Consider the following 15,225-nt stretch of genomic DNA (forward strand, 5'->3'; position numbering starts at 1 on the left):
GTTGATAAGGACTATCGCATGCGTATTCGCACTCTTGCCGCTCTGTCCCTCGTCGCCGGCGCGTGTGCCGTTGCGGCTACAGGCTTTCCTCGTCGCATCGGCCTGACGGCCTCGCAGGCGGACGTGTCGCTCCCGGGAGATCTCATCCTGCCCGGCGCGAATGTTGTGGTTGATCGCGGCATCGCGATCGACGCGCCCGCGTCCGTCGTGTGGGATGTCCTCGGCCACGTGTTTGAGCCGGAGGACGAGTCGACGATCATTGATATCGAAGACGAGGACCACATCCTCATGCGCGTCGCACCTCCGGCTGCCCCCGAAGGTGCCGAGGCCTCGGGAACCTGCGTCATCGCTCTGCTGCCGCTGTCTCCCTCGCGCACGCTCCTGCACATCCGTGAACGTCACGAGGCGCAGGGACGCGACCGCGTGCTCGCGTGGGCGGGCGTCGCAGCCGAGTCACTGTCCTCGCTGTCGATGCTGCGCGATCTGCGCGATGCATGCGTCGGCGGGCTCCTTGATGCCTGATTAGTCTCGTTCCCGCCGTTTCGGTTGGACATTACTCCCCGTTGGTGTTGTAGTATCGGCCTGTACGCAACGCCAACGGGGATGTTGCATTGTCCGAAGGGGGACGCATGGTCGCCAACTCCACTGCTCTGATCGCACTGGTCGGTCTCGTCATCGCATCCGTGTGGGCGTGGGCGTGGCTCGGTTTCGGCGCGAGCGCCCGACGTATGTCGGTGCGTCTGGAGATCGGCGGCGGTAGCGCGGCTGGTGAGATGTCGGCGCTCGTGTGGCCCCTCATGCCTTTCCTCTCCCTCCTGTGGTTCCTGACGGGCGACCTTGTGGCCCGAGAGGCCTCCGGCTTCTCCACGGCAGGCACCTGCATGCTCATCGCGCTCGTCCTTGCTGCGATGGTGGGCGTCGCCGTGCGCGCCCTCTACCTGGGGGGCCTTCCCGCGTGGGCGTACCCGGGTTGGATGGCTCGCCGCTACTACGCCTCGCACCCGGGCGCTCGTGAGCGTGAGCTCGGTGCCCGCGCAATCATCTGAGGGCGTTGCTGACACCTCGATGAGGGGCTCCACGGCTGTGCCGGTGGCCCCAGGGCCTTCGCGTGCCGTACTCTTGGAGCATGCTTCGAAATCTCTCGACTTTCTTCCTGCGAACCCTGCGTGAAGACCCGGCCGACGCCGAGGTCAACTCGCACAAGCTTCTGGTGCGTGCCGGCTACATCCGCCGCTCCGCCCCCGGCATCTACACGTGGCTGCCTCTCGGCCTGCGCACGCTGCGTAAGATCGAGGACATCGTCCGCGAGGAGATGGACGCGATGGGCGCTCAGGAAGTCCACTTCCCGGGCCTGATCCCCGCCGAGCCCTACAAGGCGACGAACCGTTGGGAAGAGTACGGCCCGACGCTGTTTAAGCTCAATGACCGTAAGGGCGGCGACTACCTGCTGGCCCCCACGCACGAGGAAATGTTCACCCTGCTGGTGAAGGACATGTACTCCTCGTACAAGGACCTGCCCGCCACGCTGTACCAGATTCAGACGAAGTACCGTGACGAGGCCCGCCCGCGCGCCGGTCTGATCCGCGGCCGCGAGTTTGTCATGAAGGACGCTTACTCTTTCGACATCGACGACGAGGGGCTGAACGCCTCCTACCAGGCCGAGCGTGACACCTACGAGCGCATCTTCCAGCGCCTGGGTCTGCGCTACGTCATCGTCTCCGCGATGAGTGGTGCGATGGGCGGCTCGCGCTCCGAGGAGTTCCTGCACCCCTCGCCGATCGGCGAGGACACCTTCGTGGCGTCCCCGGGTGGCTACGCGGCCAACGCCGAGGCTGTGACCACCCCCGTGCCCGAGACTCAGGACGCGTCCGGCGTGCCCGCGCCCCTCGAGGTCCCGACCCCCGACGCTCCGACGATCGAATCGCTTGTTGATCTGCTCAACGAGCAGTACCCGCGCGAGGACCGTCCCTGGACCGCCGCCGACACGCTGAAGAACGTTGTTGTGACGCTGACGCACCCGGATGGCGAGCGCGAGCTCCTCGTCGTGGGCGTCCCTGGCGACCGCGATGTCGACATGAAGCGCCTGGAGGCCGCCGTGGCCCCCGCCGAGGTCGACATGGCCTCGGACTCCGACTTCGAGCCGCACCCCGAGCTGGTGCGCGGCTACATCGGCCCCACGGTTCTCGGACCGAACTCGCCCAAGCGCGTCGTGGACGAGGAGGGCAACGCCTCCGGTTCCGTGCGCTACCTGGTGGACCCGCGCGTCGTCGAGGGCACCGCCTGGGTGACGGGTGCAAACGCCGAGCAGCGTCACGTCCTGAACCTCGTGATGGGCCGCGACTTCACCGCCGACGGCACGATCGAAGCCGCCGAGGTGCGCGAGGGTGACCTGGCGCCCGACGGCTCGGGCCCCCTCCACCTGGAGCGCGGCATCGAGATCGGCCACATTTTCCAGCTGGGCCGCAAGTACGCCAAGGCCCTGGGCCTGACCGTCCTCGACGAGAACGGTAAGACCCAGGTCGTCACGATGGGCTCGTACGGTATCGGCGTTACCCGCGTCATGGCAGCCCTGGCCGAGGCCAACTGCGACGACAAGGGGCTGAGCTGGCCCGCGCAGATTGCTCCCTTCGACGTGCATGTCCTGGCCACCGGCAAGGGTGACGAGGTCTTCGAGACCGCGCAGTCTCTCGGCGAACAGCTCGACACGGCCGGCCTGGATGTTCTCGTCGACGATCGCCGTAAGGTGAGTGCCGGCGTGAAGTTCAAGGACTACGAGCTCGTGGGCGTGCCCTTCGGCCTGGTTGTCGGTCGTTCGCTGGCCGACGGCGAGGTGGAGATCCGCGTGCGTGCCACCGGTGAGACCATCGTCGTACCCGTCGAGGAAGCCGTTGCGCGCCTGCGCGAGCTCCACGCTGCCGCCCTGAAGGGGGAGTGACATGGCTATTCGTCCCATCCGCATCATCGGAGACCCGGTCCTGCGTACCGTCTGTGACCCGATCACGGAGATCACCCCGAACGTGAAGGCACTCGTCGAGGACCTCCTCGAGGGCGTCGACATGGACGGCCGCGCCGGCCTCGCCGCCAACCAGATCGGCGTGAGCCTGCGCGCGTTCTCCTGGAACATTGACGGCGAGATCGGTTACGTGCTCAACCCTCGCATCGTTGCTCTGAGCGAGGATGAGTACCAGGACGGCGACGAGGGCTGCCTGTCGGTTCCCGAGCTGTGGTATCCGACTGAGCGCGCCTGGTACGCGCGCTGTGAGGGCACCGACCTGGATGGCAAGAAGGTCGTTGTCGAGGGTGAGGAGCTCATGGCGCGCTGCATCCAGCACGAGTGCGACCACCTGGACGGCCACATCTACATCGACCGTCTCGATCGGGCGACCCGCAAGAAGGCGCTGCGCGACATCCGCAACGCTGGCTTCTGAGCATATGGCCTCGTAGAGGCGTGGACGCGCCGGGGAATGGAGTGCATTCCCCGGCGCGTTCGACTATCCTGTAACCACATCGTGTGCGCCGTCTCGGCGCAGATCATTGCGACTCACGGCAGTTTAGGGCGTAGGGGAAGACGATCCTGACAAAGCCAACAGGAGGAACAATGAGAGGGTCATACACCCGCGGTGTACTTTTCGTGCACTCAACACCGCCTGCTCTGTGCCCGCACATCGAGTGGGCGCTGGGCACCGCGCTCGGCCAGGAGGTTCACCTCCAGTGGTCGGACCAGGAAGCGGCGCCGGGCATGGTTCGCTGCGAGTTCTCGTGGGTCGGACCGATCGGCTCGGGCGCCCGTTTGGCGTCCGCACTGCGCGGTTGGGAGCACCTGCGTTACGAGGTGACGGAGGAGGCCACGGCCTCGAGCGACGGTGGCCGCTGGTGCCACACGCCCTCCCTCGGTATCTTCCACTCCCAGATGGACACCATTGGCAACGTCGTCGTGCCCGAGGACCGCATCCGTGCGGCCCTGGAGTCCGCCACGACGTACGAGGAGCTGCGCGAGGGCCTCGACCTGGCTCTCGGCCAGGCCTGGGATGACGAACTTGAGTCCTTCCGTCACGCCGGTGCCGGTGCGCCCGTGCGTTGGCTCAACAATCGGGTTGGCTGATGGGCTCCATCGCCGACCTGCTCGGTGACCAGCTGCGTGCAGGCTTAGCGCAGCTGGTCGACCCCGATGCGTCCGACGAGGCGCCTGACGCGGCCCCCGCCTCGTTCGAGAGCGCTGCTGAGACCGTTCAGGATCGTGCCCGCGAGGCTGCGATGGAGGCCGTGCTTGACGAGGCGGAGCTCGATCCCGCCGATGCGCGCGGGGAGCTGACGCTGCGCGGCGATCTCGACATGGACGACGTGTCCCTCTACGCCGTTATTGCACGCGTGGAGCGTGAGGCGAAGGTGACGCTGAACGACTCTCAGATTGAGCAGTGGGTGACGCTCGCGGACCTGCTTGACGCCGTTTCTGACGCCGCGTCCAATCACTAGCGAAAGGCCGTGCCAGCGGAGCTTCAACGACGCTTCCAATGTTCGTAAAGTGCCGGAATTTCGGGCCTACAGGGCCTACCATGGAGGCGCACCTGCCGGAATGAACCGGCCAGCGAACAGACGGAAGGAACAACGTTGACCCGCACCGAAGAAGATCTGCTCGGCACCCGCGAAGTACCCAAGGACGCGTACTGGGGCATTCATACGCTGCGAGCGATCGAGAACTATCAGATCTCGGGTCGCACGATCAATGAAGCACCCGAACTCATCCGCGCGTTCGCGCAGGTGAAGAAGGCGTGCGCCATGGCGAACATGCAGCTCAAGGCCATGAAGCCGGCCAAGGCCGAGGCGATCATCGCAGCCTGCGACGAGATCATCGAAAACGGCCGCTGCATGGACCAGTTCCCCGTGGACCAGTTCCAGGGCGGTGCCGGTACCTCCGTCAACATGAATGCGAACGAGGTCATCGCGAACCTGGCGCTCGAGATCCTGGGGGAGGAGAAGGGCCGCTACGACATCATCAACCCCAACGATCACGTCAACCGCTCCCAGTCGACGAACGACGCCTACCCGACGGCCTTCCGCATCGCCCTGTGGCGCAAGGTGAACCGGCTGCGCAAGGCCATCGATGAGCTCGCCGACTCTTTCGATGAGAAGGGCGCCGAGTTCCGCCACATTCTGACGATGGGCCGCACGCAGCTGCAGGATGCCGTTCCGATGTCGCTGGGTAGCGAGTTTTCCGCCTTCGCGCACACGCTGCGCGAGGAGGACGAACGCCTTGTCAACAACGCCGAACTGCTCCTGGAGACTAACCTCGGCGCAACCGCCATCGGCACCGGCCTGAACACCCCGGACGGCTACCAGCAGGTCGTCGTGCGCCACCTGCGTCGCATCACGGGTGCGCGCGTCGTCGGCTCGCCGAACCTCCTTGAGGCCACGTCCGACACGGGCGCCTACGTGTCCATGCACGCCACGATCAAGCGCAGCGCCGTCAAGTTGTCAAAGGTCTGCAACGACCTGCGTCTGCTGGCTTCCGGCCCCCGCGCCGGCCTCAACGAGATCAACCTACCGAAGATGGCTGCTGGCTCGTCGATCATGCCCGCCAAGGTCAACCCCGTCATCCCGGAGGTTGTCAACCAGGTGTGCTTCAAGGTTATCGGCAACGACCAGACCGTCACCATGGCGGCTGAGGCCGGTCAGCTCCAGCTCAACGTCATGGAGCCCGTGATCGCACAGGCGCTCATCGAGTCCATCAACCTCCTCGTGAATGCTTGCGATACGCTGCGCGAGCGCTGCATCACCGGCATCACTGCCAACGAAGAGGTGTGCCGCGGCTACGTGGAGAACTCGATCGGCATCGTCACGTACTTCAACGACGTGATTGGTCACCACCTGGGCGACGTCGTCGGCAAGCGCGCCGCAGCCGAGGGCAAGACAGTCCGCGAAGTCATCCACGACATGGAGCTCCTGTCGGAGGAAGAAGTCGAGCGCATTCTGTCGCCCGAGAACCTCGCGAATCCGAAGTACGCGGGCACCGAGGAAGACTGAGCGCCTGACGCGCGCTAACGACGAGGCCGGGGACCCTGCGTGTGGATCCCCGGCCTTCGTTGCGTGCCGGCGTCGCTAGGGGAGCAGAGACTCCTTGAACGAGCGCACGAAAGTGCCAAAACGCTCCACCCTGTCCGAGAAGTACCGGTAGATGCGCCTGCGCGCGTCGCCCACGTACTCCACGGTGCGCAGGTCCTCGTAGCGGAAGCGGCCGCGATCATCGATTAGCGCGGAGTCGACCAGGCGCCCGGTGATCTCGCAGCGGAAGTGCGTGTAAGTGCCGTCATCCGTGGCCTCCAGGACACGGCACAGCAGGCTCATCTGAGAGCCGTCGAGCACGGGGATGCCGTCGTGATCGCTCGAAGGCACTTGCGCGTCGCGGAGCTTATCGCCGCCCGAGACTGTTCCCGCGTACTCGAAAAGACCCATGGCCTCGGCGCCGAACAGATTGAGGGAGCATACGCCAGAGCGCTTGATCGCGCGGGCAGCATGCGTCGTTGAGTCGCAGCCGATCATGACCATCTGCCCCAGCGAGTACGAGGAGGAACCCGTCGTGATGCCGACGCCGACGGCCTCGTCCGGGTAGGCCAGGATGTAGACGGGAAAGCCGTAGTAGAACTTCTCGGTTTCGTAGGGAACATGCATGGATCTATTGTCTGCTGGAAACGGCGGGCAGGCAGTGCCGATCCCATTGCTTGGCCCAAACGACGAGGCCGGGGCCCCGCGTGGGGATCCCCGGCCTCGTTCTCATGACCGCTGGGCACCGCGATGGAGGAGCGCGGGCCTAGCGACGATCACTCCTCGCCAGCGTGGTCGTTGCCCTGGATCGAGTAGTTGAACAGGTCGTACTTCTCGATCGCCTGCTGGACGACGGACGGGTCGACCTGACCCTTGTCGGCCAGGGCAGCCAGCGTGCGCACGACCATCGACTCGGCGTCAATGTGGTACCAACGACGCGCCGCACGACGGGTGTCGGAGAAGCCGAAACCATCCGCGCCGAGCACGTGGTAGTCGCCGGGGACCCACTGACGGATCTGGTCAGGCAGCATGCGGTCGAAGTCGGAGGAGGCCACGAACGGACCCTCGCGACCCGCGAGCTTCGTCGACACGTAGGGCGTGCGGCGGGGCTCGGACGGGTGCAGGAAGTTGTGCTCCTCGGCGTCCAGGCCGTCGCGGCGCAGCTCGTTCCACGAGGTCACGGACCACACGGCGGCGTCCACGCCCCAGTCGCGGGCCAGCAGCTCGCGGGCCTCGCGCGCCCACGGCACGCCCACACCGGAGGCGAGCAGCTGAGCCTTGGGGCCGCCGAAGTTCTGGTGCTCATCGAGGTTGTAAATACCCTTGATGATGCCCTCGACGTCCACGTTCTCCGGCTCGGCCGGCTGGTGGATCGGCTCGTTGTAGACGGTGATGTAGTACATGACGTTCGGGTCGCGGTCGCCTGCGTCGCCGTACATGCGCTCCAGACCGTCCGCCATGATGTGGCGGATTTCGTACGCGTAGGCCGGGTCGTAGGACACGAACGCGTGGTTGGTGGCAGCCAGGACGTGCGAGTGGCCGTCCATGTGCTGCAGGCCCTCACCCGCGAGCGTCGTGCGGCCGGCGGTCGCGCCGATGACGAAGCCCTTGGTCAGCTGGTCGCCGGCTGCCCAGAACTGGTCACCGGTGCGCTGGAAGCCGAACATCGAGTAGAAGATGTAGATCGGCACCATCGGCAGGTCGTGCGTGGCGTACGCCGTGCCGACGACCTGGAAGGCGGCCGACGAGCCGGCCTCAGTGATGCCCGTGTGCAGGATACGGCCCTGCTCGGACTCGCGGTAGGACAGCATCATGTCCGCGTCGACGGGCGTGTAGGACTGGCCGGTCGTGTTGAAGATCTTCGCCGACGGGAAGATCGCGTCCAGACCGAAGGTGCGCGCTTCGTCGGGGATGATCGGCACGAAGTACTTGCCGACCTCCTTGTCCTTGAGGAGGTCCTTGATGAGGCGCACGAGGGCCATGGTCGTGGCGACCTCGAGCTTGCCGGAGCCCTTGGACAGCGCATCGAAGGGACGCGTGGGCAGGGCGGGAAGCTTCGGCTGACGGTCGGCGCGGCGCTCGGGCACCCAACCGCCGAGGATCTCGCGGCGCTCCTTCATGTACTGCAGGGCCGGGTGATCGGCCGGCGGCATGTAGTACGGGGGCATGTAGGGATCGCGCTCGAGTTCCTCGTCCGTGATCGGGATCTGGAGGCGGTCGCGCAGCTGCTTGGCGTCCTCGAGCGTCAGCTTCTTCATCTGGTGCGTCGAGTTACGGCCGGCGAAGTGCGTGCCCAGGGCGTAGCCCTTAATCGTGTGCGCGAGAACGACGGTCGGCTGGCCGGTGTGGTCCATGGCGGCCTTGTAGGCGGCGTAGACCTTGCGGTAGTCGTGGCCGCCGCGCTTGAGCTCCCAGAGCTGCTCGTCGGTCCAGTTCTTGACCATTTCCTTGGTGCGCGGGTCGCGGCCGAAGAAGTGCTCACGCACGTAGGCGCCGTCGTTCGCGCGGAAGGTCTGGTAGTCGCCGTCCAGGGTCTCGTTCATGACGTGGACGAGGGCGTCGTCCTTGTCGGCGGCGAGCAGCTGGTCCCAGCCGCGGCCCCAGATGACCTTGATGACGTTCCAGCCGGCGCCCTTGAAGAAGGCCTCGAGCTCCTGAATGATCTTGCCGTTGCCGCGCACCGGGCCGTCGAGACGCTGCAGGTTGCAGTTGATGACGAAGGTCAGGTTGTCCAGGCGCTGCTGGGCGGCGAGCTGGAGCATGCCGCGGGACTCGGGCTCGTCCATCTCACCGTCGCCGATGAAGGCCCACGTGTGCTGCTGCGACGTGTCCTTGATGCCGTTCATGTGCAGGTAGCGGTCGAACCAGGCCTGGTAGATGGCCTCGGCGGGTCCCAGGCCGAGCGAGACCGTGGGGAACTCCCAGAAGTGCTCGAGCTGGCGCGGGTGCGGGTACGAGGGCAGGCCGTGCTCCGTGGAGACCTGCTGACGGAAGCCGTCCATTTCCTCTTCGGAGAGGCGACCCTCGAGGAAGGCGCGGGCGTAGGGGCCGGGGGAGGCGTGTCCCTGGAAGAACACGTGATCGCCGCCGCCGGGGTGGTCCTTGCCGCGGAAGAAGTGGTTGAGGCCGACCTCGTAGAGGGTGGCAACCGAGGCGTAGGACGAGATGTGTCCGCCCACCTTGACGCCGGGGCGCTGAGCGCGCGTCACCTGGACGGCGGCGTTCCAGCGGATCCAGCGGCGGTACTCGCGCTCCATGGCTTCGTCGCCGGGGAAGTAAGGCTCCTGGTCAACGGGGATGGTGTTGACGTAGGGGGTCGTGTATTCCTGGGGGAGCTGAACGCCGTTGCGGCGCGCTTCGTCCAGCATGTGCAGCAGGATGTAGCGTGCGCGGGGGCCGCCCTTTTCGTTGATGAGCCCGGACAGGGACTCAACCCATTCGGCAGTCTCCTGGGGATCGTTGTCGGGAACCTGAGGAATCAGGCCGTTGACGACGGGGTGGGACTCGTGGAGTTGGCTCACGGTGTACCTTCTCGCTTGACTCGGTGCTGCTTGCGCAGCGTGCGTGAGCGGTGTCCTCTGGCGACACCGCACATATCGGGACCATTGTCCCACTATTGGGGTGTCTTTGCGAGTGTTTGCCTTACGTATCCACTATGAGGTGCGTATCACCGGACTGCGGGCGGCTAGCATCGGGTAATTCCCCAGCTCAGGCGGGGGAGCGCTCGTCGGGGTCTTTTATCGTGGTCCATACCTTGCATTCGAGTAGCTCCAATGCCCTAGGATGAAGGCGTGAACGTTGATATGACACTGAGCACCAGCTCGTTGATGGGCGGTGCTGCGTGATGGCAGTGAGCCTGGGTTTTGCGTCCGATGCGATCGTGCAGGAGTTCTACGTCGATGATGACGTCGATCAGCGCGTGCGCGAAGCGATTGAAGGGGAGACGGGGCATCCGCTCGTTGACGTCGACTACGCGGACGTCGTGGACGGCGCGATCGTCTGGTGGCGCGCGGACGACGCCGAGGAAGAGGACCTCGCGGACGTGCTCGTGGACGCGATGTCGAACCTGGACGACGGTGGGCTGATCTGGGTGCTGATCCCCAAGCCGGGCCGCCCCAACTCCGTGCGCGTGGGCGACGTGGAGGAGGCCGCCGAGATCGCGGGCCTGCACGCGACGACCTCGACGGCGTTGGGAGACAACTGGGCGGGCGTGCGCCTGACTGCGCGTCCGCGTTCGCGCCGCTAGTTTCATTCACGAGGCATGGGCGGGCCACCGCTGTTCTGTGCTGTGACGCTCGGCCTCGAACGTGACCGTACGCGCCGCTTCTGGTAGATTGGCGCGTGCGTAGGGCCTTTAGCTCAGTTGGCTAGAGCGTCTGGTTTACACCCAGAAGGTCATCGGTTCGAGCCCGGTAGGGCCCACAAAACGCTCAGGGGCCGGAAGCAGATGCTTCCGGCCCCTGAGTGTTTGCTTGGAGCAGTGTGTGCGACGTGCGTCAGTCCTCCTGCGCGCGCTCCTCGGCGACGTCTTCACCGACGACGAGCTTGCCGGAGGCGCCAGCGCCGAGCTGCTCGAGGGCGAGGCGGCCCACCAGCTGCTGGTTCGTGGTCGTGCGCTGGGGGCGTGCACCGGACAGGAAGCTGAAGAACCAGCTGACCAGCGTGCCCACCTGGGACTTGAAGCCGACGATGTACAGCAGGTGCAGGAAGCACCACGCGACCCACGCGACGAAGCCGGTCAGCTTCGTGTTGCCCATCTTCACGACCGCCTTGAAACGCGCGATCGTGGCCATGGAGCCCTTGTCGTTGTAGACGAACTCGGTGGCCTTGGGGGCGCGGCCCGCCAGTCGAGCGGCGATCGTGTCGGCAGCAAAGCGTGCGGACTGGATCGCGCCCTGTGCGACGCCGGGGACACCTGGGAATGCCATCATGTCGCCCAGCACGAAGATCTCGGGGTGGCCCGGCAGTGTGAGGTCCTTGTTGACGGTGACGCGCCCGGCGCGGTCCACCTCGGCCCCCGTCGCCTCACCCAGCGCGCGGCCGAGCGGGCTTGCGGCGACGCCGGCGGCCCACACCTTGCAGACGGACTCGATCCGCTCTTCCTCGCCGGACTTGTACTTGAGTGTCACGCCCTCGGAGTCCACGCCGGTGACGAAGGCGTTCATCTTCATCTCGACGCCAAGCTTGGCCAGGGCCTCTTCGGTCTTGATGCCGAGCTCCTCGCCGAACGGGGGGAGCGGGTGCTCTGCGCCGTCCACGAGGATGACGCGGGCCTTGGTCGGGTCGATGTTGCGGAACTCGCCCTTGAGCGTGTGGGAGGCGAGCTCGCGGATCTGTCCGGCCATCTCGACGCCGGTCGGGCCGGCGCCCACGACGACGAAGGTCAGGAGCTTCTCGACCGCAGTCGGGTCGGTTTCGATCTCGGCCAGCTCGAAGGCGCCGAAAATGCGGGCGCGCAGCTCGAGGGCGTCGTCGATCGTCTTCATGCCCGGCGCGAAGACCGCGAAGTGGTCGTTGCCGAAGTAGGACTGGCCTGCGCCCGCCGCGACGATCAGTGTGTCGTATTCGGTGCGCTCGTGCTTGTTGTGGTTGCGCCACTTGACGGTGCGAGTCTCGACGTCGATCTCCTCGACGAGGGCCTGCAGGACGGTCACGTTCTTCTGACCGCGCAGGATCTCGCGCGTGGTGGGGGCGATGTCGCCCTCGGAGAGAATGCCCGTCGCGACCTGGTATAGCAGGGGCTGGAAGAGATGGTGCGATGTGCGGGCCAGGATGGTGATGTCGGCGTCGGCGTTCTTCAGTCGACGAGCTGCCGTCAGGCCTGCGAAGCCGGAACCGATGATGACAATGCGGTGGCGGGACATAAGACTCTCCTTCAATTAAGCAAGGCTAATCTTACCTAAATATGGTGCCCATACTTTGTGAGGTCTGGCGCACCTGGGCCCAATGGCCTCACGCGTCGAAGAGGCGCGCTGCCGCGACCGGATCCGGCTTGCCCGTCGTCGTGGTCGGGAGCGCGTCGACGACCAGGACACGACGCACCTTCTCCCACGGTGCCAGGGAATCGCGCAGGGCCTCCGACAGCGCATCGGCACTCAGCGACGAGGCCTGGGCCCGGCCCTGGACAGAAGGGACGATCAGCGCGGCGATGATCTGCCCCCAGCGTTCATCCGGCAGTCCCACGACAAGCGCATCTGATACCACGTCCAGCGAGCGTAGAGCCTGCTCGACCGTCGGTGGAGCGACGAGCTCGCCGGCCGTGTTGATCATGCGGTGGGCGCGTCCCACAATGTGCAGCCAGCCGTCCGCGTCTCGCGTTGCCAGGTCGCCGGTGCGCAGCCACTCCTCGCCGCTCACGACGCCGGGCCCGCGGACCCACATTTCGCCCATCTCGTCTGTGTCGGCTTCGCGCTCGTTGGTGGCCATGACGCGCAGGTCTACGTAGGGGAAGGGAACCCCCAGCGATCCGGCTGGAGCTAAAGAATCGGGTGTGGCGACCGTACCCGCCCCGGAGGTCTCGGTCATGCCCCACACGTGAATGGGGGACAGGCCGGCCGCGCGCATCGCGTCCGCGAGGTCCGCCGTCATCGCGTCGCCGCCGATGAGGGGACGCACCCACGATGACAGGTCTCCGCCGCCGCGGTCATGCTCATCGAGGATCGCGCGGACGATCGCGGGCACGGCGAACATCATCGTGATCCCGTAGCGCTCGACCGCGTCGATGACGCCGCGTGCGTCGAAGGAGCCCGGGAAACCGAGCGTGACCAGGGTGCCGCCGTGCGTCCATACGTCCATTGAGGTGCCGTTGAAGCCCCCGATGTGGCTCGCGGGCGCGCACACACCCACGACCGAGGACGTCGGCGCGTAGTCGAAGCCCTCGCGGAAATTCGTCGATCCCCACCACATAACCTCATGCGTGAGCTCGACGGGGCGAGGAGTGCCCGTGGAACCCGACGTGAACAAGATGGCCGCGAGCTCGGTCCCGCAGCGCGCGGGGGAGTGCCCGATGGGTGCCGAACGATCCGCCCAGGCGGCCAGATCCGCAAACGACGCGACCTGTGCGCCCGCGTCGGTCAGCGCGGGAGAGTGGGGCGCGCAGGCCTCGTCGAGAAAAACCCACGAGACGCCCACCTGCTCGCACATCGAGGCAAGCGCGCCTGAGGGCATACGCGGGGACAGCGGAACCGTCACGGCGCGCAGCCACGAGGCCGCCACGTGGACGATGTAGTGCCACGGCGAGTTTGCCCCGATGACCGCTATGCGCGTTCCCTCGCCGATACCAGCAGTGTCGAAAGCGGCGGCGAGGCGAGCGACGGTGTCTGTCGCCTCGCGTACGGTCCACTCCTCGCCGTTTGCCGCGTCCACCAGGGATAGCCGCTTCGGGTGGCGGCGCGCCGCCGCGAGCAGTGCACGCGCGGGAGAATAGTCGGGGATCACGAGGCCGAGGCGGCCTTCGCGGTCATCGCCGCGTGGCGCTCCGAGCGCTCTTTCAGGCGCGCCAGGACGGAGCCGGCCTCCTGCAGCGTCGAGCCGGAGTTCTCGATGTGGCGCAGCTGCTCGGGGATCTCGAAGCCACGGGCGCGCATGCCCTTGGCCCACAGCAGGCCCGCGCGGTACGAGGAACGCACGAGGGGGCCTGCCATGACGCCCGCGAAGCCCAGCTCCTCGGCCTCGGCTGCCAGCTCGACGAACTCCTCGGGGTGGACCCAGCGGTCGATCGGGTGGTGCAGGGGAGAGGGACGCAGGTACTGCGTGAGGGTCAGCAGGTCACAGCCCGATGCATGCAGGTCGCGCATGGCGGCGCTGATTTCCTCACGCGTCTCGCCCATGCCCAGAATCAGGTTCGACTTGGTGACCATGCCGCCGTCGTGGGCGCGCTTGATCATGGCGAGCGAGCGATCGTAGTTGAAGGCGGGGCGGATCTTCTTGAAGATGCGCGGCACCGTTTCGAGGTTGTGCGCGAACACCTGCGGACCGGCCTCGATGACCATGTCGATCGACTCTGCCTGGCCGCGGAAGTCATCCACGAGGAGCTCCACGCCCGTGCCCGGGTTGAGCTCGTGGATGAGGCGGCAGGTCTCGGCATAGAGCCACGCGGCGCCGTCGGGCAGGTCGTCTCGGGTCACGCCCGTGATCGTCACGTAGCGCAGGTTGAGGTCGCGCACGGACTCGGCGATACGACGCGGCTCGTCCTTGTCGTACTCCGTGGGACGGCCCGTCGCGATATCGCAGAAGTCGCAGCGGCGCGTGCACAGGGCACCACCGAGCAGGAAGGTCGCCTCGCGATCCTGCCAGCACTCGTAAATGTTGGGGCAGCCGGCCTCGGCGCACACCGTGTGCAAGCCCTTCGCGTGCGAGAGCGAGCGCATGTCCTGGTAGTTCTCGCCGGCCTTGGCGGTCGTGCGGATCCACTCGGGCTTCTTTTCGATCGGAGTTTGTGAGTTACGCACCTCGATGCGCAGGAGCTTGCGTCCTTCGGGATCGGGCAGGGTACTCATAGCGTTGACCTCGTCGTGTAGGAAACGGAAGTGGGAGTGGTCGCCAGGCACGGGGAGATGTGCTCCACCATGCGCGGGAGAAGTTCGGATGCGGCGTCGGAGACAGTTGTGTGGATGCCTTCCCACGACAGGGAGGTCACGTCGGCGTCCGTGAGGCCGCAGGGGATGATGCCCTCGAAGGCGTGCACCGGGTCGATGTCGACGTTCAGGGCGATGCCGTGCAGGGTCGCTCCGCGCGCCACCTTCAGGCCGATCGCGCAGATCTTGCGGTCGCGGCGCCCCTCTTCGGTCAGCCACACGCCCGCGCGGCCCTCGACGCGGTGAACGGGCAGGCCCCAGACCTCGCGGACGGTGTCGATGACCGAGGCTTCGACAGCACGGATCCACTGCACGAGGTCGACGGGCTCGCGCAGGCGAACGACGGGGTAGACGACGACCTGTCCAGGGCCGTGCCACGTCGCGGAACCAGCGCGGTCGGTGCGAACCACGGGAACAGTCGTGGAAGGAATGTCCTCAGGCTTCGTGTGGCGGCCCGCCGTCCAGGTGGGCGTAAATTGAGAAACGATGAGCGTGTCCTCGCCACCGGCGAGGACCTCCTCGTGCAGGGAGCGCTGAAGCGCGTCAACCTGCGTGTAATCGACCAACCCCTGGTCGAGTAGGCTCAAAATCTGCACGTTGTGATCATAGT

Annotated in this window: 14 protein-coding genes and 1 tRNA gene; 9 read left to right on the forward strand and 6 right to left on the reverse strand. The window is 66.2% G+C overall.

The features are described from left to right. The first annotated feature begins 18 nt into the window (after positions 1 to 18). The 7 genes from JJJ16_RS03070 to aspA all read left to right on the forward strand — a co-directional run bounded on the left by JJJ16_RS03070 (position 19) and on the right by aspA (position 6,021). On the forward strand, positions 19 to 522 hold the full coding sequence (locus JJJ16_RS03070; protein ID WP_219751332.1) for a hypothetical protein: 504 nt from the start codon (positions 19 to 21) through the stop codon (positions 520 to 522). Positions 523 to 629: 107 nt separating this feature from the next. Beyond that, positions 630 to 1,046 carry a hypothetical protein gene (locus JJJ16_RS03075; RefSeq protein ID WP_219751333.1) on the forward strand — a complete coding sequence of 139 codons (417 nt, stop codon included), beginning with the start codon at positions 630 to 632 and terminating at the stop codon, positions 1,044 to 1,046. Positions 1,047 to 1,126: 80 nt separating this feature from the next. After that, positions 1,127 to 2,935 (forward strand): proline--tRNA ligase, encoded by a 1,809-nt coding sequence (locus tag JJJ16_RS03080; RefSeq protein WP_219751334.1) that lies wholly within the window; start codon positions 1,127 to 1,129, stop codon positions 2,933 to 2,935. 1 nt (position 2,936) lies between these two features. Next, positions 2,937 to 3,428 carry a peptide deformylase gene (gene def, locus JJJ16_RS03085; protein WP_016461051.1) on the forward strand — a complete coding sequence of 164 codons (492 nt, stop codon included), beginning with the start codon at positions 2,937 to 2,939 and terminating at the stop codon, positions 3,426 to 3,428. Between the two features lie 170 nt (positions 3,429 to 3,598). Then, on the forward strand, positions 3,599 to 4,102 hold the full coding sequence (locus tag JJJ16_RS03090; RefSeq protein ID WP_003792798.1) for a DUF3145 domain-containing protein: 504 nt from the start codon (positions 3,599 to 3,601) through the stop codon (positions 4,100 to 4,102). After that, the gene (locus tag JJJ16_RS03095) at positions 4,102 to 4,473 is read left to right on the forward strand and encodes a phosphopantetheine-binding protein (RefSeq protein ID WP_219751335.1); all 372 of its coding nucleotides are present in this window, start codon (positions 4,102 to 4,104) and stop codon (positions 4,471 to 4,473) included. Before JJJ16_RS03090 ends, JJJ16_RS03095 begins: the two co-directional genes overlap by 1 nt. A 135-nt stretch (positions 4,474 to 4,608) precedes the next feature. Beyond that, positions 4,609 to 6,021 (forward strand): aspartate ammonia-lyase, encoded by a 1,413-nt coding sequence (gene aspA / locus JJJ16_RS03100; RefSeq protein WP_048671054.1) that lies wholly within the window; start codon positions 4,609 to 4,611, stop codon positions 6,019 to 6,021. Between the two features lie 75 nt (positions 6,022 to 6,096). Here the strand turns inward: aspA and JJJ16_RS03105 are convergent, their stop codons facing one another. Together JJJ16_RS03105 and aceE are read right to left on the reverse strand one after the other, a co-directional pair. Continuing rightward, on the reverse strand, positions 6,097 to 6,666 hold the full coding sequence (locus JJJ16_RS03105; protein ID WP_219751336.1) for a flavin reductase: 570 nt from the start codon (positions 6,664 to 6,666) through the stop codon (positions 6,097 to 6,099). Between the two features lie 149 nt (positions 6,667 to 6,815). Further along, complete coding sequence (gene aceE / locus JJJ16_RS03110) at positions 6,816 to 9,560, reverse strand: pyruvate dehydrogenase (acetyl-transferring), homodimeric type (protein WP_219751337.1); 2,745 nt, start codon at positions 9,558 to 9,560, stop codon at positions 6,816 to 6,818. A gap of 323 nt (positions 9,561 to 9,883) precedes the next feature. Between aceE and JJJ16_RS03115 the strand changes: the two genes are divergently transcribed. Next, positions 9,884 to 10,285 carry a DUF3052 domain-containing protein gene (locus JJJ16_RS03115; protein ID WP_219751338.1) on the forward strand — a complete coding sequence of 134 codons (402 nt, stop codon included), beginning with the start codon at positions 9,884 to 9,886 and terminating at the stop codon, positions 10,283 to 10,285. Positions 10,286 to 10,387: 102 nt separating this feature from the next. After that, a tRNA-Val gene (locus JJJ16_RS03120) sits at positions 10,388 to 10,461 on the forward strand. Between the two features lie 74 nt (positions 10,462 to 10,535). On the opposite strand, the gene JJJ16_RS03125 is transcribed toward JJJ16_RS03120, so the two are convergent. From JJJ16_RS03125 to lipB, 4 genes are all read right to left on the reverse strand, one after another. Continuing rightward, positions 10,536 to 11,903, reverse strand: a complete 1,368-nt coding sequence (locus tag JJJ16_RS03125) for an NAD(P)/FAD-dependent oxidoreductase (protein ID WP_219751339.1) — start codon at positions 11,901 to 11,903, stop codon at positions 10,536 to 10,538. 88 nt (positions 11,904 to 11,991) lie between these two features. After that, positions 11,992 to 13,476 carry a class I adenylate-forming enzyme family protein gene (locus tag JJJ16_RS03130; protein WP_219751340.1) on the reverse strand — a complete coding sequence of 495 codons (1,485 nt, stop codon included), beginning with the start codon at positions 13,474 to 13,476 and terminating at the stop codon, positions 11,992 to 11,994. Continuing rightward, entirely contained in the window at positions 13,473 to 14,537 is a 1,065-nt protein-coding gene (gene lipA, locus JJJ16_RS03135) for a lipoyl synthase (RefSeq protein WP_219751341.1), read from the reverse strand. Before lipA ends, JJJ16_RS03130 begins: the two co-directional genes overlap by 4 nt. After that, complete coding sequence (gene lipB / locus JJJ16_RS03140; RefSeq protein ID WP_219751342.1) at positions 14,534 to 15,211, reverse strand: lipoyl(octanoyl) transferase LipB; 678 nt, start codon at positions 15,209 to 15,211, stop codon at positions 14,534 to 14,536. Before lipB ends, lipA begins: the two co-directional genes overlap by 4 nt. Positions 15,212 to 15,225 lie beyond the last annotated feature (14 nt).

The sequence above is a fragment of the Schaalia sp. ORNL0103 genome, assembly GCF_019429565.1.
Lineage (GTDB): Bacteria > Actinomycetota > Actinomycetes > Actinomycetales > Actinomycetaceae > Pauljensenia.